The sequence below is a fragment of the Pseudomonas ogarae genome, assembly GCF_014268695.2.
Lineage (GTDB): Bacteria > Pseudomonadota > Gammaproteobacteria > Pseudomonadales > Pseudomonadaceae > Aquipseudomonas > Aquipseudomonas kilonensis.
Genome location: NZ_CP077086.1, coordinates 2,206,650 through 2,231,478, shown reverse-complemented (window position 1 = coordinate 2,231,478; position 24,829 = coordinate 2,206,650). Strand labels below are relative to the sequence as shown.

Sequence of the window (24,829 nt, the reverse complement as noted above, 5' to 3'; positions counted from 1 at the left end):
AAAAGCCTTGGGAGACTGAGCCGCGAAGCGCTAGGCGTCAACCTTGGGCTTAGCGATGTCAGGGCTGACGCCATCGCGGGCAAGCCTTGCTCCCACAGGGTTGAGAAGCTCGAACACAGATAATCTGCTCGCAGCCGATCCCTGTGGGAGCAAGGCTTGCCCGCGAAGGGGTCCTTATAGACGCCGCAAAACTACATTCCTTCCAACTCCGCCATCAAATCATTCAACCGATCCACTTTCTCCTCAGTGATCTCGCTGGCCGCCAGCCCATCGATGTAGTCGGCCAGTTCCTGCACCGTGCTGCATTCGAACATCGCCCGCAGCGGCACGTTGCGTTGCAGGGCCTTTTGCACCCGTGAGGCGATTTGCGTCGCCAGCAAGGAATGCCCGCCCAGTTCGAAGAAGTTGTCCCGCACCCCCACCCGCTCGACTTTCAGCACCTGGGCCCAGATGTCTGCCAGGGTCTGTTCCAGCTCATTGCCGGGAGCCTGGTAGTCCTGGCTTTGCAACTGGCCGATCTCCAGGGCCGGCAAGGCCTTGCGGTCGAGCTTGCCGTTGGCGTTGAGAGGCAGGCGCTCGAGCCACAGCCAGTGCAGCGGCACCATGTATTCCGGCAGTTCGGCCCGCAGGCGCTGCTTGATGCGCTCCAGGCGCTCGGCGGGTTTGAGCGCCGAGTCGGTGGCCACGAGGTAGCCGACCAGATGCTTGCCATTGGCGCCCTCCTGCACACCCACCGCCCCATCGCGCACTTCCGGCTGTTCATGCAAGCGTGCTTCGATTTCCCCCAGTTCGATGCGGTAGCCGCGGATCTTCACCTGATGGTCGATGCGCCCGACGTACTCCAACACTCCATCGCTGCGCCGCCGCGCCAGGTCGCCGGTACGGTACAGCCGCTCCCCCGGCGCGCCGAACGGGTTCGGCACAAAGACCGGGGCGGTGCGCAACGGATCGCTGACATAACCACGCCCGACCCCGGTGCCCGCCACGCACAACTCACCCACCGCGCCCAGCGGCACCAGGTCCAGCGCGCCGTCGAGCAGGTACAGACGGTTGTTGTCGGTGGGCGTGCCAATCGGCAGGTAAGCGCCGCGGGTCGACCCCTTGTCGACCTGGAAAAACGCCACGTCATCCGAGCATTCCGCAGGACCGTAGGCGTTGACCAGGCCAATGTCCGGGTAACGCAACAACCACTGGTGCGCCAGTTCCGGCGGCATCGCTTCGCCGGTGGGCAGCATCCAGCGCAAGCCGTCCAGACCGATGCGTTCCTGGGCAAGCATGCCCTGGATCAGCGACGGCACGCTTTCCAGCACGCTAATGCCCTGCTGCTGTACATGCTCCAGCAGCCCTTGCGGGTCGTGGGCAATGGCGTTGGGCACGATGTCGACCCGGGCACCGAACAACGGCGCGGCCAGGAACTGCCAGACCGAAATATCAAAGCTTTGGGAAGCCGTCTGGGCGATCACATCCGCCTCGCTCAGCGCCAGGTACGGCACTTTGCTCAGTTGGTTATTGAGCATGCCTCGCTGCTCCACCATCACGCCTTTGGGCAGGCCGGTGGAGCCGGAGGTGTAGATCACGTAGGCGAGGTTATCCGGCCCGCTGTAGACCCCTGGGTTTTCCAGCGAAAGAGCGCTGGCCTGGACGGTTTCCCACACCAGCAACTTTGGCCGCCCGGAACAGGCGAATTCATCCAGCAACGCCTGCGCCTGAGCCTCGCAGGCCTGGGTGCAAACCAGCAACGGCGTGCGGCTCAATTCGATGATGCGGCTCAGGCGCTGGCTCGGCAGGCCGGGATCCAGCGGCAGATAGCCGGCACCGGCCTTGAAGCTGCCGATGATCATGCCCAGCAACTCGGCATCCCGTTCGGCCAGCAGCGCCACTGGCTGATCCAGGCCGACACCGGACGCGATCAGGGCGTGGCCGAGGCGGTTGCTGCGCGCATTCAACTCGGCGTAGCTGTAGCTCGCGTCCAGGCAACTGACCGCAGGGCGATGGGGATGGGTCGCGACCCGCGCCTCGAACAACTCAGCGTAGCTCTGCTCCAGCGGATAGGCATGCTCGCTCTGGTTGCAGCCCTCGATGAGGAAGTCCTGTTCTTCGGCACCGATCAGCGGCAGCTCGCTCATGTCACCGTGCAAGCCCTCCATCAACGCCAGCAGCAACCGTTTGAACTCGCCTAGCAGACCCTGGACGGTGCTTTCATCGAAGTAGCGCTGGTCGTACGAAAGGTGCAGTCCCAGGTCATCCCCCGGGTAGCAGACCGCCGTCAGCGGGAAGTTGGTGTGGGTCCGGCCCGAATCCGAAGTGGCGTTGAGGCTTTGGGCGCGGTCCAGCACCGAGACCTCCACCGGCGCGTTCTCGAACACGAACAAACTGTCGAACAGCGGCTGGCCCTTGGGCAGTTCGCTGACCTCCTGGATGCTCACCAGCGGCAGGTATTCGTACTCGCGCAGTTGCATGTTGCTGTCCAGCAAATCGCTGAGCCACTGGCGCACGCTGCAACGCTGATGGTCCTCAGGCATCTGCACGCGCAAGGCGATGCTGTTGATGAACAGCCCCACGGTGCGTTGCATCTGCGGCAGCTCCACCGGGCGCCCGGCCACGGTGACGCCGAACAGCACGTCGCGGTCGCCGCTGACCCGCCGCAGCACCAGGGCCCACGCCGCCTGGGCGAAGGTGTTGACCGTCAGTTGATGGGCCTGGGCCAATTCCCGCAGCCGTGCACCGTCCCGGGCATCGAGACGGGTGTAGCAGTCGCCGACGATCATGCCGCCGCTGTCACCGGCGTGCTCGCGCAGGAATGGCCGGTCGCCCGGGATCGGCGTGGTCCGCTCGAAGCCTTGCAGGTTGCGCTGCCACCACTGGCGGGCTTCGGCCAGGCTCTGGTGCTGCAGCCAGCCGATGTAGTCGCGATAACGCGGTGGCACGGCCAACTGCGGTTCGCGGTTTTCACCCAGGGCGGTGTAGATCTCGAAGAAGTCGTCCATCAGCAGCGAACGGCACCACGCATCGATGAGGATGTGGTGGTTACTCATCATGAACCAGTAGCGTGCCGCGCCGACCCGAATCAGTCGCAGGTGAAACGGCGCCTGGTTCAACAGATCGAAACCGGCCTCGCGCTCGTTCTTGAGCAGCGCCTGGAGCTTGGTTTCCTGGGCGTCTTCGGGCACCTCGGACCAGTCGAGGTAATCCACCGGGGTGCTGCCGGGTTTGTGGATGATTTGCAGCATGTCTTCGCCGACGTTCCAGCAGAACGACGCGCGCAAGGCTTCGTGGCGGGCGATGACCGCTTGCCAGGCCTGGGCAAAACGCTGCGGGTCCAGTTCGCTGTTGATGCGATAGCGATCCTGCATGTAGTACAGGCCTGTGCCCGGTTCCAGCAAGGTGTGCAACAGCATGCCTTCCTGCATCGGCGTCAGCGGGTAGACGTCTTCGATCTGCCCGGCCGGCACCGGCAGGCTGTCGAGTTGACCCTGGGTCAGCTTCGCCAGGGGGAAGTCCGATGGCGTCAAGCCGCCCGCCTCGTCCGTCAGGCAGTGCTCGATCAGGCGTTGCAATTCATCGAGGTAGGCCTCGGCCAGGGTGGCGATAGCCTGACGATCATGACGTTCGCGGCTGAACGTCCAGCGCAGCACCAACTCGCCACCGCTGACCTGGCTGTCGACACTCAGCTCATTGGGCAGCGGCGCATCGAGATCGTGGATCGCCCCCAACGGCGCATCCAGCGCCTGGAACAGCGCATCATGACCCAGGGTCTGGTCGAGTTGGCCCAGGTAGTTGAAGGTGATCGCCGCGTGCGGCAGGTTGGCCATCGTCTGGCGAGTCGCCGCGTCCGCCAGGTAGCGCAATACGCCATGGCCGAGGCCTTTGTGGGGCACCGCGCGCAGTTGTTCCTTGATCGCCTTGATCGACGCACCGAAGCCTTCGGCCACTGGGCTCAGGCGCACGGGATAGACGCTGGTGAACCAGCCGAAGGTGCGGGTCAGGTCGATGTCGTCGAACAGCGCTTCGCGGCCGTGGCCTTCAAGCTGGACCAGGGCCGAGGCATGGCCGCTCCAACGGCACAGTACCCGGGCCAGCGCGGTCAGCAGCAGGTCGTTGACCTGGGTGCGATAGGCGCTCGGCGCCTGTTGCAACAGTTGCAGGGTGCGCTCAGCGTCCAGGCGCACGCTGACGGTTTGCGCGTGACGCTCCTGCAGCCCGCCCTCGGGATTCGCGCACGGTAGTTGCACCTGCGCGCCACTCAACTGCGCTTGCCACCACTGCAGTTCTTCGCGCAGGGATTCGCTGCCGGCGTAAGCCTGCAAGCGCGCGGCCCAGTCCCGCAATGGGCTGGTCTTGGCCGGCAGTTGTACCTCCTGCCCAGTGGTGAGCTGGCGGTAGACGGTTTGCAAATCGTCCATCAGCACCCGCCACGACACACCGTCGACCACCAGGTGATGGATGACGATCAGCAACCGTTGCCGGCCATCGGGTAACTGCGCCAGCACTGCGCGCAGCAATGGCCCGGTTGATAGATTGAAACGGCTCTGCGTCTCGGCAAACAACGCTTCGCAATCCTGCGCGGTGTCCACGGACACGTGCTGCAACAGCGCCGCGTCAGACAACGGCTGGTGCTCGGCCCGCCAGTGCCCGGTGCTTTCGTCGAAGCCCAGGCGCAAGGCATCGTGGTGCTGGAAGACGCTGCGCAGTGCCTGTTCCAGCGGTTGCGGCGCCAGGACCGTGGTCGGCGCCAGCACCAGCGCCTGGTTCCAGTGGTGCTGGTTGGGGATCTGGCGCTCGAAGAACCAGTGCTGGATCGGCGTCAGCCCGGACTCACCCTGCAACAGGCCCTGCTCGGCAAGCACCTGCTGGCTACGCGTGGCAACGGCAGCCAAGGTCTGTACGGTCTGGTGCTGGAACAAGTCCCGGGGCGTGAAATGAATGCCCTGCTGCCGGGCGCGACTGACCACCTGGATGGACAGGATCGAGTCGCCGCCCAGCTCGAAGAAGTTATCGTTGAGGCCTACCTGCGCCACGTTCAGCACGTCGCACCAGATCGCCGCCAGGGTCTGCTCCAGAGCATTGCTCGGCGCCACGTAGTGTTGGCGGTTGAGTTCAGGATCGGGCATCGGCAAGGCGCGGCGGTCGAGCTTGCCGTTGGCGGTCAGCGGCATGTTCGTCAGCAGGATCAGATGTGTGGGCACCATGTAGTCCGGCAGCTGGGCCTTGAGGTGATTTTTCAGCGCGTCGCGCAGGGCCGTTTGTTGTTCGGCGTCCTGTTCGGCGACAGCGGTCACCAGGTAACCCGCCAGTTGCTTGCCCCCAGGCGTGTCGAGGGCCAATACCACGGCCTCGCGCACCGCCTCATGTTCCAGCAGACGGGTTTCGATTTCCCCCAGTTCAATGCGGAAACCACGGATTTTCACCTGATGGTCGATCCGTCCCAGATACTCAACCAGACCGTCGGCACGCTGGCGCACCAGGTCGCCGGTGCGATAGAGGCGTCCACCCTCGGTGGCGAACGGGTCGGCGACGAAACGCTCGGCGGTCATGCCCGGACGCTGGTGATAACCCTGGGCCAGACCGGCGCCGCCCACATACAACTCACCCGTGGCGCCTTGCGGCACCAACGCCAGGTCGGCGTCGAGAATGTACGCCACGCGGGCGCCAATCACGCTGCCAATCGGCACACTGGCCACGCCCTCTTCCAATCGCTCCGGAGCCAGGCTCGCCAACGGCATGACCACGGTTTCGGTCGGGCCATAGGCGTTGAAGAACAGGCTCGGGCTGAACGCCGCGCGAATGCGCTGCAAATGCTCGCCCGTCAGGGCCTCGCCGCCGGTGATGCACATGCGCACCGGCAAGGTCTGGCCCTGAGTCGCCAGCCACTGCGCCAACTGGCTGCCATAGCTGGGGGTGAAGCCAAGAATATTGATGCGATGCTGGCGAATCAGCCCGCAGATTTCCTCGGCGTCCCATTGGCCCTGGGCCCGCAGCACCACGTGGGCGCCACTGAGCAACGGCACCAGCAGACGTTCGGTGGCCGCATCGAAGTTGATGGAATAGAAATGCAGCTCGCAATCGTCCGGGCGCATGCCGAAACGCTGGATCACTGCCTGGCAATGCATGGCGATTTCCCCGTGGGACACCACCACGCCCTTGGGCTTGCCGGTGGAGCCGGAGGTGTAGATCAGGTACGCCTGGTGTTGCGGCAGGTTGATCAGCGGCGGCGGCTGATCCGGGTATTGGGCCAGGGCCGCCGAATCATCTTCCAGGCACCAGCAGCCCACGCCCTCGGGTAACGCACCGAGGGCCTGGAACATCGCCCGGTCACTGAGCAGCAGACTGACGCCGCTGTCCTCGATCATGTAGCTCAAGCGGTCCAGCGGGTATTCCGGGTCCAGCGGCACGTAGGCGCCGCCGGCCTTGAGGATCGCCAGCAGGCCGATGACCATTTCCAGCGAACGCTCCAGGGCCAGGCCCACCCGCACCTGCGGCCCGACGCCTCGCTCGCGCAACATCCAGGCCAGGCGATTGGCGCCGCTGTCCAGTTGCGCATACGTCAGGGTCTGCCCGGCGAAAGTCAGCGCCGGTGCGTCGGGACGCGCCCGGGCCTGTTCGTCGAACAGTGTGTGGATGCATTGGTCCAGGCGATGATCACCGGGCTCGACGCCCAGGCTGTCGAGCAGCTGTTGCTGCTCGTGGGTGTCCAACAACGGCAGTTCGCTCAGGCGTCGGGCCGGATCGACCAGCAACGCTTCCAGCAGATTGCGCCAGTGCCCGGCCATGCGCGCGATGCGCGGTTCGTCGAACAGGTCGGTGCTATAGGTCAGGCAGCAACCCAGGCGCTGATCCAGGTCGGTGACTTCCAGGTTGAGGTCGAACTTGGTGGCCCGGGCGTCGTTGACCAGGTATTCGACGCTCATGCCGGCCAGCGTGCGGCTCTGCTGGAATTCCCAGCGCTGCACGTTGCACATCACCTGGAACAGTGGGTTGTAGGCCGCACTGCGCGGTGGTTGCAGGGCTTCCACCAGATGATCGAACGGTAAATCCTGATGGGACTGGCCTTCGATGACGGTGTGGCGCACCTGCTCGAACAGTTCGCCCACCGACATCTGCCCGTCGAGCTGACAACGCAACACCTGGGTGTTGAGGAACGCCCCGATCAGCCCTTCGCTTTCCGGGCGGATACGGTTGGCCACCGGCGCGCCGATGCGCAGGTCGGTCTGGCCGCTGTAGCGATAGAGCAACACGGCCAGGGCGGCGGTCATGGTCATGAACAGGGTCAGGCCCTGTTGTGCGTTGAAGGCGCGGACCCGCGCCGCCAATTCATCGCTGAGATCGAAACGAAACAGTTCGCCGCGATGGCTTTGCACCGATGGACGCGGACGGTCACCGGGCAGCTCCAGCAGCGGGTGTTCGCGGCCCAGTTGCGCGGTCCAATAGTCGAGTTGTCGCTGACGCTCGCCGGACTCCAGCCACTGACGCTGCCAGACGCTGTAGTCCAGGTACTGCACCGGCAACGGTTCCAGCGGGGATTCACGGTCGTCTATAAAGGCTTCGTACAGCGCACTCAATTCACGGGCGAAAATGTCCATCGCCCAGCCTTCGGTGACGATGTGGTGCAGCGTCAGCACGAAGTAATGCTCATGCTCGGCGGTCTTGACCAGACAAGCCCGCAGCAGCGGCCCGGTTTCCAGGTCGAAAGGCTGGTGGGCCTCACTGTCGGCCAGTTGTTGCACCCGCTGCTGGCGAATGTCGGCGGCCAGCAGCGAAAAGTCCTTCCAGCCCATGCGCAGGCCCGTCTCGCCGTGCACCTGCTGACGGGCGACGCCGTCGACGCTCGGGAACGTGGTGCGCAGGGTTTCGTGGAGCAGGATCAACGCCTGCAAGGCCGCCTCGAAGCGCCCGACATCCAGCACCCCGCGCAAGCGCGCCATGCCACCGACGTTGTAGGCCGGGCTGTCCGGCTCCATCTGCCAGAGAAACCACATGCGCTGCTGGGAATAGGACAGCGGCACTGGTTGGCTGCGGTCGACCTTCTCGATGGGCGGCTGGCGGTTGGTCTGGCCGCTGGCCTGGATCAAGCGCACTTGTTCGGCGAAGGCGCCCAGTTCACTGGCTTCGAACAAAGTGCGCAGCGGCAGTTCGACGTCACAGGTTTGGCGGGTGCGGGAAATGATCTGGGTCGCCAGCAGCGAATGGCCGCCGAGGGCAAAGAAATCGTCCCGCAGGCCGATGCGCGCAAGGCCCAGCACGTCGCGCCAGATGCCAGCGATTTGCTGCTCCAGGGCGCTGGCCGGCTCGACGTGCTCGCGCACCTGCCACTGCGGTTCGGGCAAGGCGCGGCGGTCGAGCTTGCCGCTCGGGCCCAGGGGCATGGTGTCCAGGCGCAGCAGTTGGGTGGGCACCATGTAGTCGGGCAGCTCGGCGGCCAGGGCGGTTTTGAGTCGAATGTTCAACTCGTCCTGGTCCTGAGCGACATCCGGGGCGGTGTAATAGCCGATCAACTGCGGGCCGGCCGAGGTGTCGCGCACCAGCACCGCCACTTGGGCGACGCCGTCCTGGGCCAGCAGGCGCGCTTCGATTTCCTGCGGCTCGATCCGGAAACCGCGCAGCTTGACCTGCTGGTCGAGGCGGCCGAGGTATTCGATCACGCCGTCAGCGTTCCAACGCGCGCAGTCGCCGGTGCGGTATAACCGCGCACCGGCCGGCCCCAATGGGTCGGCGACGAAGCGCTCGGCGCTCAGGCCCGGGCGGCCGAGGTAACCCCGGGCCAGGCCCAGGCCGCCGATGCACAGCTCGCCCGGCACACCGGCCGGCACGGGATTGAGCTCGCTGTCGAGTACCCGGCACAGGACGTTGCCCAGGGGACGGCCGATCGGCGAGCGCTCGCCATCGGCCTCGGTGCAATGCCAATGGGTGACGTTGATCGCGGTTTCAGTCGGGCCGTAGCGGTTGTGCAATTGCACCGCCGGCAGTTGCGCCAACACCCGGTTGCGCAGTTCGGCGGGCAAGGCTTCGCCACCGGAGAACAGCCGGCGCAGGCTGCTGCAGCGGGCGCTGAGCGGCTCATCGACAAACAGGCTGAGCAACGGCGGCACGAAGTGCAGCGTGGTCACGCCAAACTGCTGCACCAACTGGGCGATGCGGTGCGGGTCACGGTGCTCTCCGGGGCCAGCCAGTACCAGTTGGCTGCCGGTGATCAGCGGCCAGAAGCACTCCCAGACCGACACGTCGAAACTGATCGGTGCTTTTTGCATCAGCACATCGCTGGCATCCAGCCCATAGGTCGCTTGCATCCATTGCAGGCGCTCGGCCAGGGCCGCGTGAGTATTGCCGACGCCTTTGGGCTGGCCGGTGGAGCCAGATGTGTAGATCACGTAGGCCAGGTGTTCGCCGTGCAGGTGCAGGCCCGGTGGATTGCTTGGCCATTGCTCCAGGTGCAGGGCGTCCATGGCGATGACACTGACGCCGTCGCACGCCGGCAAACGTTCGAGCAGCGCGGTTTGAGTCAGCAGCAGATCGACGCCACTGTCGTGGAGCATGTAGGCCAGGCGTTCGGCCGGGTAGTCCGCATCCAGCGGCACATAGGCACCGCCGGCCTTGATGATGGCCAGCACACCGATGAGCAACTGCGGCGAACGCTCGGCGGCAATCGCCACGCATACGTCCGGGCCAACGCCCTTGTCCCGCAGGTAATGGGCCAGGCGATTGGCCTGGGTGTGCAGCTCGGCATAATCGAGTTGACCACCGTCCCAGCGCAACGCAGTGCGTTGCGGCGTGCCGCGGGCCTGTTCGTTCAACAGCTCCGGTAGCCATTGGCTGGCCGGCTCGCACGGGGCTGCGCTCCATTGCTGCTGTTGGCTGTGCTCATCGGCGCCCAATAACGGCACATCGCCGATGGCTTGTTGCGGATCGGTACAGACCGCCCGCAACAGGTTGCAGTAATGCGCTGCCAGCCGCTCAATGGTCGCCGCCTCGAACAGTTCGTCGGCGTAGTCGAACGACAGCGTCAAACGGCCGTTGCGATCTTCTTCGCTGTGCAGTTGCAGGTCGAACTTGGCTTCGCGGCTGTGCCACGGCAACGCCTCGGCCAGCAACCCCGGCAGGCGCCGCAAGGCGCTCAAGTCACGCTGCTGGTGGTTGAACATCACCTGGAACAGGCCTTGCTCACGCGCCTCGGGAAACGCTTCGAGCAGTTGTTCGAACGGCAGGTCCTGATGGGCCTGGGCACCGAGCGTGGCTTCCCGGGCCTGGGCCAGCAGCGCAGCGAATGGCTGACGTGAATCGACCTGCCCGCGCAGCACCTGGGTGTTGATAAAGAAGCCGATCAGTCCCTGGGTTTCCAGGCGCGGACGGTTGGCGTTGGGCACGCCGATGCGGAGGTCGGATTGGCCGGTGTAACGCTGCAAAAGCGCCTGGAAAGCTGCCAGCAACAGCATGAACGGCGTCGCGTCATGGGCCTGGGCCACGTGGCGCAGGGCCTCGCCGAGCCCCTTGTCCAGGCGCAGGCTATGCCGCGTGGCACTGCGCTGGCGTTGAGCGCTGCGCGGGTGATCCGTGCCCAGCACCAGAGCCGAATGTTCCGCGCCCAGTTGCTGCTTCCAGTAGCTCAGTTGGCGCTCGGCCTCACCCTGGGCGAGCCACTGGCGCTGCCAACTGCCGTAGTCGGCGTATTGCAAGGGCAACGGCGCCAGACCGGCGACCTGGCCTTGGGAGGCTGCGGCGTACACCCGGGAGAACTCTTCGATCAATACATTCATCGACCAGCCGTCGGCGATGATGTGGTGCAGTGTCACTAGCAGCTGATGGTCATCCTCGTCGAGACGCAACAGGCTGACCCGCAGCAGCGGCCCCTTCTCCAGATCGAACGGCGTGGCCGCTTCGTCTTCTCGAACCTGCCGCGCCCGGGCTTCGCGCGAGTCGGCAGGCAGGTCGCCGAGATCGATGACACGCAGCTTGAATTCACCGGCCGGATCAATCTGTTGCAGGGCCACGCCATCCCGCTCCAGGAACCGCGTGCGCAGGGACTCATGGCGTTCGATCAGTTGCTGGAAACTGGCGCGCAGCGCGTCTTCGTCCAGCTCGCCGCGCAGGTGCAAGGCGCCGGGAATATTGTAGGCATGGCTCGCCGGGTCGAGCTGCCAGGTGATCCACAAACGGTTCTGGGCCAGGGATTGCGGCAACGCATCGTCGCGCGACAATGCGCTGATCGCGCCTTGAGGCTGGCCGCCGTCCTGTTGCTGGTTCGCCACCGCTGCGGCAAACGCGGCCAGGGTCGGGGCTTCGAACAGCAGGCGCAGGTTCAACTCCAGCCCCAGGCTTTCCCGTAGCCGTGCGATCACCTGGGTGGCGGCGATGGAATTACCGCCCAGCAGGAAGAAGTGATCGTCAGCCTGGACGTGTTCGACCTGCAACTGCTCCCGCCAGATTTGGCCGATGAGTGTTTGCAGCTCGGAGGACGGCACAGACTCGTCAGCGACTTCTGCCTCGGCTGATGGGAACTGCGCATAACTGTCCAAGCTGCCGTCGGCCAATCGACTGCGGCACGCCGAGCGCTGCAACTTGCCGCTGGAGGTCTTGGGCAACGCGCCGGGATTGAGCAGCACCACCACGCTCGGGGCTTGCTGGCAGGCCTCGGCCACGGCCTGGCGAATGGCTTTGATCAAGGCTTCGGACGGCAGGATTTTCTGCACGCTGCGGCTGATTTCCGCAGCGATGCCGATGCCTTCCTCGCCGTTATCGTTGACCGCGAACGCGGCCACGCGGCCCTTGCGCACCACCTCCACTTCACGCTCGATGGTTTGCTCGATGTCCTGGGGATAGAGGTTATGCCCGCGCACGATCAGCAAGTCTTTCAGGCGACCGGTGATGAACAGCTCGCCGTCGCGCAGGAAACCCAGGTCACCAGTACGCAGCCAGGTCCGGCCATCGTGCTGGACAAAGGTCTTGGCGCTGGCTTCAGGGTTGCGCCAGTAACCCAGGGCGATGCTCGGGCCAGCAGCCCAGACTTCACCGACCTGATTGTCGGCCAACGGCTGCACCGTAGCGGGCTCGACGACCAGCACCGCGTGCCCAGGCTGACTGACACCGCAACTCATCACCGCACTGCCCTGCCCCGGCTCGGCTCGGTTTTGCGCCAGTGCCGCATCATCCACCCGCAGCGAAGGAATGCCGTGACGGCGTGGCGTGCCGGCGACGAATAGGGTCGCTTCGGCCAGGCCGTAGGAGGCCATGAAATTGTCCGGCGTGAAGCCGCACGGGGCGAACTTCTCGGCAAACCGCTCCAGCGTGTCGAGGCGGATCGGCTCGGAACCGGAATAGGCCACGCGCCAGCCGCTCAGGTCGAGACGCTGCAGGGCCGAGTCGCTGACCCGTTCGCTGCACAGCCGATAGGCGAAGTCCGGGCCACCGCTGATGGTGCCGCCGTATTCGCTGATCGCTTCAAGCCAACGCAGGGGCCGGGCCAGGAAGTAGGCCGGCGACATCAATACGCAGGGGACGCCGCTGAACACCGGCTGCAGCAAGCCGCCAATCAAGCCCATGTCGTGGTACAGCGGCAGCCAGCTGACGATGACGTCATCGGGATTCAGGTCGATGCCGAAGCCATGACGGATCAGCAATTCGTTGGCCACCAGGTTGCCGTGGCTGACCTGCACGCCCTTGGGCAGCGCGGTGGAGCCGGAGGTGTATTGCAGGAAGGCAATGTCATCGTCCTGCAGCGTCGGCATCCGCCATTGCCCGGCGCGGGCCAGGTCGAGGGTATCGACGCACAACACCGGCGGTGCCGATTCGATAGCCCGCAACGGCTCGCACAGATCGCTACTGGTGAGCAACAGGCGCGGTTCGGCGTCGGCAATGATCGACAGCAAGCGCTCCTGATGATGGCGGCGGGCAGACTCCGGCGGATAGGCCGGCACGGCAATCACCCCGGCGTAGAGGCAGCCAAAGAATGCCGCGACGTAATCCGGGCCGCTGGGGAACAGCAGCACGGCGCGATCACCCAGCTCCGCTTCGGCCTGCAAGGCGGCGGCGATGGTCCGGGCGCGCAGGTCCAGGTCGCGATAACTCAACACCACCCCCTGCTCCGGGGTGTCGGCAAGGAAGCGCAGGGCCACCCGGTCCGGCGTCAACGCGGCGCGGCGCTGGAGGGCATGAGCCAGGGTGCTGGGGAGTTCGAACGCGTCGGTCATGGGGTTTCCTGCCTGGATTCGGCTTGCAAGTTGTCACCCATGGGAACGGATAGCAGCGGCAAATAATTAGTCGCGAAGCCTGCGCACCGAAGCAGCCGACAGCCCAGCGCCGCGGCAATGGGTCGCAGGGCCGAGGCTGGGCTTTATTACAGCAATAATTCTTTTTCTCAATTGACAATCATTATCATTAAGCCTAATTTGGCGCTCGATGTGCAGGACGGGGCCGGCATCCGGACGTCCTGCTAACTTTTTGCAGCAAGGTGAATTCCATGACGGAACAAGTATCCACAAGCAGGTGCGACTCACCGTTACTCCAGGCATTCGTGGACAACCGATTGATCCTGGTCAAGATCGCGGCGCGCATTACCGGCTGCCGGTCCCGCGCGGAAGATGTGGTGCAGGACGCGTTTTTCCGGCTGCAATCGGCGCCGCAGATCACCTCCTCGTTCAAGGCCCAGCTCAGCTACCTGTTCCAGATCGTGCGCAACCTGGCGATCGACCACTACCGCAAGCAGGCGCTGGAACAGAAATACTCGGGGCCGGAAGAGGAAGGGTTGAACGTGGTGATACAGGGTGCTTCGCCAGAAACCTCCCATATCAACTTCTCCACGCTGGAGCACATCGCCGACGCGCTGACCGAATTGCCCAGCCGCACCCGCTATGCCTTCGAGATGTACCGCCTGCATGGCGTGCCACAGAAGGACATCGCCAAGGAGCTGGGCGTTTCGCCGACCCTGGTGAACTTCATGATCCGCGATGCCCTGGTGCATTGCCGCAAGGTGTCGGGGGTTCGAGGAGATACCTTCGCCCGGCGGTGATATGTCAGTTCCGGCCCCATCGCGGGCAAGCCTTGCTCCCACAGGTTTTTCTGGCAGGCAGATAGTGTATGAAGCCCGGGGCCTGTGGGAGCAAGGCTTGCCCGCGATGGCGGCCTGATGACCACCACCTGCCCCATGTCAAACCTTACATCAACCCACACCGATCAAAAAACCGCTCACGCCCCAGGATCATCAGCGCCGCGCGCTTGTGGGGGAAATCGAATTCCTTTTCACAATGAAAGCACTGGTTGTGCAGGTGCCCGATCATCCGGGCATTGTCGGCCCGGGGCTCGGCGACCACGCGCTGGGTGCGCGGATCGTCCAGGAACAGGTAATGCACCAGCGCCGACAGCCAACTGGCCACCTTGTGCGGTCCCCGGTGTTGCTCTTCACCCACCAGCATGTGGATGCCGCGATCGTAGTTGCCGGCGTCATAGAACGGCGCGATCCGATCCTCCTTGGCCCAATAGGCTTCGAAGTAAGCGAACGGCTGGTCATCGAAACAGCCGATCAGGGTCAAGACCCGGGGGTCGGCCTGCAGCTTGCCCAGGTACTCGCGATGCTGTTCCAGGCTGCCCTCCTCCTGCCAGAAACTCGCCACCCGCGGGCTGTTCTGCCAGCGGTTGAAACGCGCCAGGTCCTGCTCGATTTCCAAGGTGCGCAAGGACACCCAGGCCCCCAGCCGCGCATCGAAACGCCGGTACACCTCGCCACGCGGCTTCGTCGGCCGGCGCGGATGGCGCTGGCCATCGGTGATGATCATGTGTTGCGGGTAACTGCCGTTGAACGACACTCCCAGCCAAGGCTGCGGCAGTTGCCAGAACATCGTGCGCTCGCAAACGTATTCACCGGCACGCTCAGTGGCCGTCAACAAACCACTGAGCAAGGCTTCGCCGGGGCGCTCGTCGAGGTGCCAGGTCAGGCGCTGGCAGTCGGGATCGCGAGCAAACAGCCAATAGCAGGCCGCCCACAGCGCCGGGCCCACCGGGCGGTCGTTGATTTCCTGCAAGTGCACGTGCAACTCGGGACCGCGCGCAAGGCGCAGCCGGATCAGCGGCGCGCCTTCGAGCATCAGGCTCAGGTGGCGTTCGGTTTCATCGGCGCCGAGGCGACGGCCGCCGGGCAAGGGCAGTGTCGTCGGGTGATTGAGGCTGGACATGGGAGGGGCTCGCGTATTCGTCGGTAGTCAACGTGGGACGTGAGCCGGGGAAGGAAATTTAGTGTCGCCTTCAATGGGAATGCGTGGGCACCAGCTGGATCTGGTAGGGCTGGAAAATCTTCAGCAACTGACCGTTATCCCGCAGCGTTTGCAGCAACTGGGCAAACCCCTCACTGGAAATGGGCGCCTGCGGCCGGATCAGCGCGTAATGGTGGTAAACCTGATCGATACGCTCGGACACCAGCAATTGCGGGCCGACGTCCGGATTGCGCAACACGTAATCGTTGAGGTACGAACGGGTCACCAGGGCGATGTCCGCGCGCCCGCGCAACACCATCAACAGGTTGCTGTCATGGGAATACGTCAGCGTGGCGTTGTATTGGCCGGCGAGGAACTTGGGGTCGGCGTTGAACTCGGCAAAGGCGTAGTGATAACCACTGAACAGGGCCAGGCGCTTGCCCCTGAGGTCGGTGAAATAACTTTGCTGTCGATCCGGCTGGCGCTGGGCGACGAAGACTTCCGCATCCTCCAGGCCCATGTCCACCGAGGTGTGCGGTACATCTTGCCAGCCCCACTCGGGGTTCTCGAAAATCGCCATGTCGACCCGGCCCTGCTTGAAATCATTGAAGCGGCGCGGGATCGACGTCGGCACCAGCACGAACTGATAGTCGGTTTGCGCCTGGTTCAAGGCCTCCACCATTTGCGGCAGCAGGCCGGTGTCGACGCCGTTCTCGGGACGAACGGTATAAGGCGGAAAATGCGCGGCACCGATCCGCACCAGTTGCGCAGCCTCGGTCGGCAGCACCAGGAAAACGGCCAGAGCAGCCAGTAGCAGACGCGAGGTCATCCCCATCGGCGAAAACGTCAAGATAACCCACTCCCCAAAAGTCCCCATCAATAACAATCAAGCTAGGCGGTTTCAGTCACTTAGCCAGCCACACACGGTCATTTAAGGCATTGCTCGGTTATTGTTTTTCTTCAAGCACCAGGATCAGGGCTTGCTCGGCCAGCTCGTCAAGGCTCAGGCTGCCTTCGGCGCGAAACCAGGTGGTGGTCCAGGACAACGCTCCCGTGAGGAACCGCCGGGTAATGAACACGTCACCGCGAATATACCCGGCCTCCTTGGCCTGGCCCAGAACCTCGAGCCACAAGTCTTCATAAATATCACGCAGGGCCAGCACGTGCCGCTGCCCTTCCTGCGATAGCGAACGCCATTCATAGACCAGCACCGCCATGGCCTCGCCGGTGCCGCCCATGATCGACTGCAATTCGCAGCGGATCAGCGCCAATACCCGCTCACGCACGCTGTCGGCCTCGGCCAGGGCGGCGCGCATCAATGCGGTGTTGTAGCGGATGGTTTCTTCCATCACCGCCCGCAGGATTTCGTCCTTGCTCTTGAAATGGTGAAAGATGCTGCCTGACTGGATGCCCACGGCACTGGCCAGGTCGCGCACCGTGGTGCGCTCGAAGCCTTTGTTGCGAAACAGGTGGGCGGCGGTCTGGAGCAGTTTGCCGCGAGCACTGTCCGGGTCGGTCAGTTGCCCGTTGTCGACCAGCTCACGCATCACGCCCAGGGCTTTTTGCTCGTCCACCCATTCTCTCCTACAGTCGATCAACACACGCGCGAGCATTGCACACCAAATCATCAGTGGCGCGGGCAATTTAAGCTGACCGAGGCAACCAAGCAAGCGCTCGGCCAGAAGAACCAGCGGTCGTTTACAGACCAAGCGCTTGCTTGGTAGTCTCGAGCCACCTTTGCCGGAGGGAGCGCCATGCCCAAAACGATCCGAATCGGTTGCGCCAGCGCCTTTTGGGGCGATACCTGTACTGCGGCGACGCAACTGGTCGAGGGCGGGGCGCTGGATTACCTGGTATTCGACTACCTGGCCGAAGTGACGATGTCGATCATGGCCGGGGCGCGCCTGAAGGACCCTTCGAGCGGCTACGCCACGGACTTCATCGAGGTCCTCACACCGCTGCTGCAGCGTTTGCATGACGATGGGGTGCGCGTGATCAGCAACGCCGGCGGGGTCAATCCCCAGGCTTGTGCGAAGGCCCTGCAAGCGGCCTGTAATCAGGCGGGCGTGTCGTTGAAGATCGCCGTGCTGTTGGGCGATGACCTGCAACCACAATTCGAACAGCTCGCCTCCCAGGGCATCCGTGAAATGTTCAGCGGCGACCCCCTGCCGCCCGCGTGCGTGTCCATCAACGCCTACCTTGGCGCGCCCGGTATCGTCGAAGCGTTGCGCCTGGGGGCCAATGTCGTGATCACCGGCCGTGTGGTGGACAGCGCCGTGGTCAGCGCCGCCCTGGTGCATGAATTCGGCTGGGCCTGGGACGATTACGACCGATTGGCCCAGGCCGCACTGGCCGGACACCTGATCGAGTGCGGCGCCCAGTGCACGGGCGGCAACTTCACCGACTGGCAGCAAGTGCCGGATTACGAGCACATCGGCTTTCCCATCGTCGAGGTCAGCGCCGACGGCCAGTTCACGGTTACCAAAACCGGAGGCAGCGGCGGATTGGTCACGCCATTGACCGTCGGCGAGCAGTTGCTCTACGAAATCGGCGACCCGCAAGGCTATCTATTGCCGGACGTGATCTGTGATTTCAGCCAGGTCAGGTTGATCCAACAAGGCAAGCACGCCGTGCACGTCCACGGCGCCAAGGGCTTGCCGCCCACCGATCAATACAAGGTCAGCGCCACCTGGCCGGACGGTTGGCGCTGCACCGCCACCTGCCTGATCGCCGGCATTGATGCAGTGGCGAAGGCTGAACGGGTCAGCCAGGCGATCATCGCCAAGACCTCACAGATTTTCAGCCAACGTGGCTGGGCGCCCTACAGCGAAGTGAACATCGAACTACTGGGCAGCGAAGCCACTTATGGCCAGCACGGCCAGCGTCGGGACAGCCGTGAGGTGGTGATCAAGCTGGCGGTTCGGCACCCGGAGAAACAGCCGCTGGTGCTGTTTTCCAGGGAGATCGCCCAAGCCGCCACCGGCATGGCGCCGGGGCTGACGGGTCTGGTCGGCGGCCGGCCGACGGTGTCGCCGTTGATTCGCCTGTTCTCGTTCCTGATCGAAAAAGCCACTTGCCGGCTCGACATAGAACTCGACGGCCAGCGTCACCCTTGCCACCTGCCCACTTTCGAACCGCTGCACACCGTCGATCTGCCGGTCGCCCCGGATGTGCCCAAACCCCAGGGCCGGGCCGATGCCAGCGTGCCGCTGGTCAAACTGGCGGTGGCGCGCTCCGGCGACAAGGGCAACCACAGCAACATTGGCGTGATCGCCCGTGACCCCGAATACCTGCCCTGGATCGCCGAAGCGCTGATGCCGGAGGTGATGGTCGACTGGATGAGCCACGTGCTCGACCCACGGTTGGGTCGGGTCGAACGCTGGTACCTGCCGGGCACCCACAGTTTGAATTTCCTGCTGGAAAACGCCCTCGGCGGCGGCGGTATCGCCAGCCTGCGCATCGATCCCCAGGGCAAGGCGTTCGCCCAGCAGTTGCTGGAAATCCAGATTCCGGTGCCGCAAAGCATCGCCGATCAGGTCAACTAGGAGACGGTCGCATGGCGAATGCCCGTGGATTAAACATGACGATCAGCAGAACCTGTGGCGAGGGAGCTTGCTCCCGCTGGGCTGCGCAGCGGCCCTGGCTTTTTGCGATTGCTGCGCAATCGAGCGGGAGCAAGCTCCCTCGCCACAGGGTTTTGCGCTAATCCGTTCGAGCAAGAGGAATCCTCATGCCAGTCATCGAATCGCACCTTGATCCCCACAGCGCTGACTTCACGCGCAACCACGCGGCGATGCTGGCCGGTGTCGAACAGCTGCGCCAACTCGAGCAGACCGTGCTGGAGAAAGCCGCCCAGGCCCAGGGCAAGTTCGACAAGCGCGGCCAACTGTTGCCGCACCAGCGCCTGAACCTGCTGCTGGACCCTGGCGCGCCGTTCCTCGAGCTGGCGAGCCTGGCCGGCTACAAACTCCATGACGACAAGGATGGCAGCCAGGCCGGCGGCGGCCTGATCGCCGGGATCGGCTACGTGTCCGGGGTGCGGGCGTTGGTGGTGGCCAACAACAGCGCAATCAAGGGCGGCACGATTTCCCCCAGCGGCTTGTACAAGACCCTGCGCCTGCAACAGATCGCCATGGAAAACAAACTGCCGGTCATCACCCTCGCCGAAAGTGGCGGCGCCAATCTCAATTACGCCGCGCAGATCTTCGTCGAAGGCGCGCGCTGCTTCGCCAACCAGGCACGTATGTCGGCCATGGGCCTGCCACAGATCACTGTGGTGCATGGCTCGGCCACGGCCGGTGGCGCCTATCAGCCGGGTTTGTCGGATTACGTGGTGGTGGTGCGCGACAAGGCGCGGCTGTTCCTGGCCGGGCCGCCGTTGCTCAAGGCCGCGACCGGCGAAGTGGCCAGCGAGGAGGAACTGGGCGGTGCGCAGATGCACGTACAGGTGGCCGGCACCGCCGAATACCTGGCCGAGAACGACGCCGACGGCGTGCGCCTGGCCCGGGAGATCCTCAGCCTGCTGCCCTGGAATGCGCAACTGCCGCCACAGCCCGAACGGACGTGGACAGAGCCGCTCTACCCCGCCGACGAGTTACTGGGACTGGTCCCCGACGACCCGAAGAAGCCCTATGACGTGCAGGAAATCATCGCCCGCATCGCCGACGGCTCGAATTTCCTGGCCTTCAAAAGCGAGTTCGACGCCCAGACGATTTGCGGCCACTTGCACATTCGCGGTCATGCCTGCGGCCTGATCGGCAACAACGGACCGATCACGCCCCAAGGTGCCAGCAAGGCCGCGCAGTTCATCCAGTTGTGCGACCAGAGCCGCACGCCCTTGCTGTTTTTGCACAACACCACCGGGTTCATGGTCGGCACCGAGTCGGAGCGACAAGGGGTGATCAAGCACGGCGCCAAGATGATCCAGGCCGTGGCCAATGCCCGAGTGCCCAAGCTGACCGTCGTGGTGGGCGGCTCCTACGGCGCCGGCAATTACGCCATGTGCGGCCGTGGGCTGGACCCACGCTTCATCTTCGCCTGGCCCAACAGCCATACGGCGGTGATGGGCGGCGCACAGGCCGGCAAGGTCCTGCGCATGGTCACCGAGGCCACGCAGATCAAGAACGGCCTGACCCCCGACCCGAAGATGCTGGACCTGCTCGAGCAAACCACCGCGCAGAAACTCGACAGCCAGTCCACCGCTCTCTACGGCAGCGCCAGCCTGTGGGACGACGGGCTCATCGACCCGCGCGACACCCGCACACTGCTGGGCTACCTGCTGGACATCTGTCACGAGGCCGAGCAGCGGCCACTGCAAGCCAACAGCTTCGGCGTGGCCCGTTTCTGAGGACGCTCCACGGCTCACAGGAGAACAATGAAAATGATCTTCACCCAGGAACACGAAGCGCTGCGGCGCACCGTTCGCCAGTTTGTCGAGCATGACATCAACCCTTACGTCGACGAATGGGAGAAAGCCGGGCGTTTCCCCATCCACGAGGTTTTCCGAAAGGCCGGCGAGCTGGGCCTGCTGGGCATTTCCAAACCAGCTGCCTTTGGCGGCATGGGCCTGGACTACAGCTATTCGATCGTCGCGGCCGAGGAATTTGGCACCATTCATTGCGGCGGCGTGCCCATGTCCATCGGCGTCCAGACCGACATGTGCACCCCGGCCCTGGCCCGTTTCGGCTCCGATCAGTTGCGTGAAGCGTTCCTGCGCCCGGCCATTCGCGGCGAACAGGTCGGCTGCATCGGCGTCTCGGAAGTCGGCGCTGGCTCCGACGTCGCCGGGCTCAAGACCACGGCGCGCAAGGACGGCGACGACTACGTCATCAACGGCAGCAAGATGTGGATCACCAATGCGCCCAGTGCCGATTTCATTTGCCTGCTGGCCAACACCTCGGATGACAAGCCCCACGTCAACAAATCGCTGATCATGGTGCCGATGCACAGCCCCGGCATCAGCCTCGGCCAGCACCTGGACAAACTCGGCATGCGCAGCTCGGAAACCGCCCAGGTGTTTTTCGACGACGTGCGAGTGCCACAACGCAATCGCATCGGCCAGGAAGGCGCCGGGTTCATGATGCAGATGCTGCAGTTCCAGGAAGAACGCCTGTTCGGCGCGGCCAACATGCTCAAGGGCCTGGAGCATTGCATCGACAGCACCATCGCGTACTGCAAGGAACGCAAGACCTTCGGCGCGGCCCTGATCGACAACCAGGTGATCCACTTTCGCCTGGCGGAACTGGCCAGCGAGATCGAATGCCTGCGGGCGCTGGTCTACCAGGCCACCGAGCAGTACATCAACGGCCAGGACGTCACGCGGCTGGCGTCGATGGCCAAGCTCAAGGCCGGACGCCTGGCCCGGGAAACCACCGACAGTTGCCTGCAGTACTGGGGCGGCATGGGCTTCATGTGGGACAACCCGGTCGCCCGGGCCTATCGCGACGTGCGGCTGGTGTCCATCGGTGCCGGTGCGGACGAGATCATGCTGGGCATCATCTGCAAGCTCATGGGGATTTTGCCGGGGAAGAAAAACTGAGTACATCACCTGCCAGACCGCCATCGCGAGCAAGCTTTGCTCCCACAATGCCCAGTGAGTGCATTCACCTGTGGGAGCAAAGCTTGCTCGCGATGAGGCCCAAACAGACACCGCAAGACTCCAGGAATGAACCCATGCCCGCCTTCAGCAAAATCCTCATCGCCAACCGTGGCGAAATCGCCTGCCGGATCCAGCGCACCGCCCAGGCCCTGGGCTATCGCACGGTGGCGGTGTTCAGCGAGGCTGACGCCGAGGCGCTGCATGTGCGCATGGCCGATGAAGCCGTGCTGATCGGCGCGGCCGCGGTGCAGCAGTCCTACCTCAACCCCTCGGCCATGCTCGATGCAGCCCGGCGCTGCGGGGCCGATGCGATCCATCCCGGCTACGGCTTTCTTTCGGAAAATGCCGGGTTCGCCAAGGCCTGCGAAGCCGCCGGCATCGTGTTCATCGGCCCCAGCCCCGAGGCAATCGACCTGATGGGCAGCAAGCGCCGGGCAAAAACCGCCATGATTGAAGCCGGCGTTCCCTGCATCGCCGGTTACCAGGGCGCCGCCCAGGACGACGACACGCTGCAGCGCGAAGCCGGACGCATCGGCTACCCATTGATGATCAAGGCCAGTGCTGGTGGTGGCGGTCGAGGCATGCGCCTGGTCCAGCGCGCCGAGGACCTGCTGGAGCAGTTGCGCAGCGCGCGCTCGGAGGCCCTGCACGGGTTTGGCAACGACGAGTTGATCCTCGAACAGGCCTTGATCGATCCGCGGCATGTGGAAATGCAGATTTTCGGCGACCACCATGGTCAGCTGATCCACTTGGGCGAACGGGACTGCTCGATCCAGCGGCGCCACCAGAAAGTCATCGAGGAAGCGCCCTGCCCGGTCATGACCACTGACCTGCGCCAGGCCATGGGCGACGCAGCACTCAAGGCCGGACGCGCAGTGAATTATGTCGGTGCCGGGACCGTGGAGTTCCTGCTCGCGGCGGACGGCCGGTTTTACTTCCTGGAGATGAACACGCGCCTGCAGGTCGAACACCCGGTCACCGAGTTGATCACCGGCCTGGATCTGGTGGCCTGGCAATTGGACGTCGCCGCCGGCAGGCCGTTGCCCCTGCGTCAGGAGCAAGTGATGCTCAGCGGCCATGCCATGCAAGTGCGGCTGTACGCCGAGGACCCGGCGGCGGATTTCCTGCCCCAGACCGGGCGGCTGATCGGCTGGGAGCCGCCCATACGCGACGGCGTGCGAGTCGACCATGGCCTGCAGGAGGGCCAGCTCATCACTCCGTTCTACGATTCGATGCTGGGCAAGCTCATCGTCCACGGCGCCACCCGCGAGGAGGCCCGACGCAAGTTGTTGCGAGCGGTGGAAGATTGCGTATTGCTTGGCGTCCAGAGCAACCAACGCTTGCTCGCCGGGTTGCTGGCACATCCGCAGTTCATCGCCGGCGACTTCGGCACCGGTTTCATCGGGCAGCACTTAGCCAATCATGCGGCGCTCTTGCCCCTTGAGCCCTCAGCCGAACAGCTCGCCATCGCCACCGCGGCGTTCTATCAGGCCTCGCAGGCACGGCATGCCCCCGACCTCGGCGGATGGCGCAACAGCCTCGGCGCGGCGCTGCATTATCGAATCGGCATCGGCGAGCACGACTGGGCGCTGAGCCTTGAGGCCAAAACCAACGGGACACTGCACATCCGCAGTACCGGGCGCTTGATCGAACTGAGGCTGCTCGACGCTGACGCGTATGGCGCCACGCTGATCATCGACGGGATTCGCCAGCGTCATGCCTGGCGCCTCGATGGCAATGATCTATGGCTGTCTACCCGCCCCGGTGGCCTGCACCTGCAAGACCGAACCCACACCTCCATCGCCGCCAAGGCCGGCCCCCGCGACGGCACGCTCAAGGCGCCCATGGACGGTGCCATTGTCGAGTTGCTGGTCAGCGAAGGCAGCACAGTGCGCCAAGGCCAACTGCTGATGGTGCTTGAGGCAATGAAAATGGAGCACCCACTCAAGGCCGGCATTGACGGCGTGGTCAGGCAATTGCAGGTCACACGGGGTGAGCAGGTGCAAAACCGGCAAGTTTTGTTACGTGTCGAAACAGGCGACTAGTCGGATGCCGCGGGTTTGACTACGCTCAAACCCATCAGCACGCCGATACCGGGAACCCTGCAATGCCTCACTGGCTGGTGATTGATCTGGAGGCCACCACCGATGAAGGTGGCTGGCCGGTAACCGAAATGGAAATTATCGAAATCGGCGCCACGCTGGTAAATCGTGACGGTCGCGAGGTGGATCATTTCCAGCGCTTCGTGCGCCCCCTGAGACGCCCGCTGCTCACGCCCTTCTGTCGCGAACTGACCCACATCACCCAGGCCAATATCGACGGTGCCGCGCCCTTGACCGAGGTCTGGCCGGCGTTCGAGCGCTGGCTGGCGCCGTACCAGTCGAAGCTGGAAAGCTGGGTCAGTTGGGGCGATTACGACCGCAAGCAACTGCTTCAGGAATGGCAGCACCAGCAGTTGCACAGTGTCCTCGGCCAGGTGCCGCACATGAACCTCAAGCAACGCTTCGCCAAGGCCCGTCGGCTGGAACGACCGCTGGGGCTCAATGGCGCTCTGCAACTGGCTGGCCTGCAATTCTGCGGTCAACAGCACCGTGCGCTGGAAGACGCGCGCAATACCGCGCGGTTGTTGCCCCTGGTGCTTCCGGGTTGAACGCCTGCCACCTGCCGGTGCGGCAGATGACGAATGTTGCAGCCTTGTGCATACTGGCCGGCCTTTTCCAGCCCCTTTTTCGAGGAATCGCCCATGTTTAAAGTCAACGAGTACTTCGACGGCACCGTCAAGTCGATCGCTTTTGGCACTGCCGAAGGCCCTGCGACCATCGGCGTCATGGCACCGGGCGAATATGAGTTCGGCACGGCCCAACGGGAAATCATGCACGTGGTCTCCGGCGCCCTGACCGTGAAACTGCCTGACAGCACCGACTGGGAAACCTTCGAGGCCGGCAGCCAGTTCAATGTCCCGGCCAACAGCAAGTTCCAGCTCAAAGTGGCTGTCGATACCGCCTACCTGTGTGAATACCGCGGCTGAAGCTAGAAGCTAGAAAAGCTGTTGCCTGAC

The 24,829-nt window shown here is 64.2% G+C and carries 11 protein-coding genes; 7 read left to right on the top strand and 4 right to left on the bottom strand.

Translation table 11 applies throughout. The features are described 5' to 3' along the window. Window positions 1-191: 191 nt before the first annotated feature. Entirely contained in the window at window positions 192-13,178 is a 12,987-nt protein-coding gene (locus tag HU749_RS09950; protein ID WP_186650227.1) for a non-ribosomal peptide synthetase, read from the bottom strand. 269 nt (window positions 13,179-13,447) lie between these two features. On the opposite strand from HU749_RS09950, the gene HU749_RS09945 reads away from it, so the two are divergent. Then, window positions 13,448-13,996, top strand: coding sequence for an RNA polymerase factor sigma-70 (locus HU749_RS09945; protein ID WP_024619408.1), 549 nt, complete (start codon window positions 13,448-13,450; stop codon window positions 13,994-13,996). Window positions 13,997-14,141: 145 nt separating this feature from the next. On the opposite strand, the gene HU749_RS09940 is transcribed toward HU749_RS09945, so the two are convergent. The 3 genes from HU749_RS09940 to HU749_RS09930 all read right to left on the bottom strand — a co-directional run bounded on the left by HU749_RS09940 (window position 14,142) and on the right by HU749_RS09930 (window position 16,747). Next, a complete protein-coding gene (locus HU749_RS09940; protein WP_046063789.1) occupies window positions 14,142-15,155 on the bottom strand; it encodes a GNAT family N-acetyltransferase in 1,014 nt (337 codons plus the stop codon). Window positions 15,156-15,225: 70 nt separating this feature from the next. After that, a complete protein-coding gene (locus HU749_RS09935) occupies window positions 15,226-16,002 on the bottom strand; it encodes a substrate-binding periplasmic protein (RefSeq protein WP_186650339.1) in 777 nt (258 codons plus the stop codon). A gap of 118 nt (window positions 16,003-16,120) precedes the next feature. Further along, the gene (locus HU749_RS09930) at window positions 16,121-16,747 is read right to left on the bottom strand and encodes a TetR/AcrR family transcriptional regulator (protein ID WP_046063788.1); all 627 of its coding nucleotides are present in this window, start codon (window positions 16,745-16,747) and stop codon (window positions 16,121-16,123) included. Window positions 16,748-16,927: 180 nt separating this feature from the next. Here HU749_RS09930 and HU749_RS09925 point away from each other — a divergent pair, with 180 nt between their 5' ends. The 6 genes from HU749_RS09925 (at window position 16,928) to ppnP (ending at window position 24,799) form a co-directional block, all read left to right on the top strand. Further along, window positions 16,928-18,718, top strand: coding sequence for an acyclic terpene utilization AtuA family protein (locus tag HU749_RS09925; RefSeq protein ID WP_095963515.1), 1,791 nt, complete (start codon window positions 16,928-16,930; stop codon window positions 18,716-18,718). 185 nt (window positions 18,719-18,903) lie between these two features. After that, entirely contained in the window at window positions 18,904-20,520 is a 1,617-nt protein-coding gene (gene atuC, locus HU749_RS09920) for a geranyl-CoA carboxylase subunit beta (protein WP_186650224.1), read from the top strand. 33 nt (window positions 20,521-20,553) lie between these two features. Continuing rightward, window positions 20,554-21,711: a citronellyl-CoA dehydrogenase gene (atuD, locus tag HU749_RS09915; protein ID WP_186650336.1), complete on the top strand. Its 1,158-nt coding sequence runs from the start codon at window positions 20,554-20,556 to the stop codon at window positions 21,709-21,711. A 134-nt stretch (window positions 21,712-21,845) separates the two neighbouring features. After that, complete coding sequence (locus HU749_RS09910) at window positions 21,846-23,816, top strand: acetyl/propionyl/methylcrotonyl-CoA carboxylase subunit alpha (protein ID WP_186650221.1); 1,971 nt, start codon at window positions 21,846-21,848, stop codon at window positions 23,814-23,816. Between the two features lie 62 nt (window positions 23,817-23,878). After that, entirely contained in the window at window positions 23,879-24,421 is a 543-nt protein-coding gene (locus tag HU749_RS09905) for a 3'-5' exonuclease (protein ID WP_079305585.1), read from the top strand. Window positions 24,422-24,514: 93 nt separating this feature from the next. After that, complete coding sequence (gene ppnP / locus HU749_RS09900; protein ID WP_014337306.1) at window positions 24,515-24,799, top strand: pyrimidine/purine nucleoside phosphorylase; 285 nt, start codon at window positions 24,515-24,517, stop codon at window positions 24,797-24,799. Window positions 24,800-24,829: the final 30 nt, after the last annotated feature.

Excerpts from the sequence above, each read along its gene's own strand:
- HU749_RS09950 (WP_186650227.1), bottom strand. The coding sequence starts at position 13,178 with ATGACCGACGCGTTCGAACTCCCCAGCACCCTGGCTCATGCCCTCCAG.
- HU749_RS09945 (WP_024619408.1), top strand. The coding sequence starts at position 13,448 with ATGACGGAACAAGTATCCACAAGCAGGTGCGACTCACCGTTACTCCAG.
- HU749_RS09940 (WP_046063789.1), bottom strand. The coding sequence starts at position 15,155 with ATGTCCAGCCTCAATCACCCGACGACACTGCCCTTGCCCGGCGGCCGT.
- HU749_RS09935 (WP_186650339.1), bottom strand. The coding sequence starts at position 16,002 with ATGACCTCGCGTCTGCTACTGGCTGCTCTGGCCGTTTTCCTGGTGCTG.
- HU749_RS09925 (WP_095963515.1), top strand. The coding sequence starts at position 16,928 with ATGCCCAAAACGATCCGAATCGGTTGCGCCAGCGCCTTTTGGGGCGAT.
- atuC (WP_186650224.1), top strand. The coding sequence starts at position 18,904 with ATGCCAGTCATCGAATCGCACCTTGATCCCCACAGCGCTGACTTCACG.
- atuD (WP_186650336.1), top strand. The coding sequence starts at position 20,554 with ATGATCTTCACCCAGGAACACGAAGCGCTGCGGCGCACCGTTCGCCAG.
- HU749_RS09910 (WP_186650221.1), top strand. The coding sequence starts at position 21,846 with ATGCCCGCCTTCAGCAAAATCCTCATCGCCAACCGTGGCGAAATCGCC.
- HU749_RS09905 (WP_079305585.1), top strand. The coding sequence starts at position 23,879 with ATGCCTCACTGGCTGGTGATTGATCTGGAGGCCACCACCGATGAAGGT.
- ppnP (WP_014337306.1), top strand. The coding sequence starts at position 24,515 with ATGTTTAAAGTCAACGAGTACTTCGACGGCACCGTCAAGTCGATCGCT.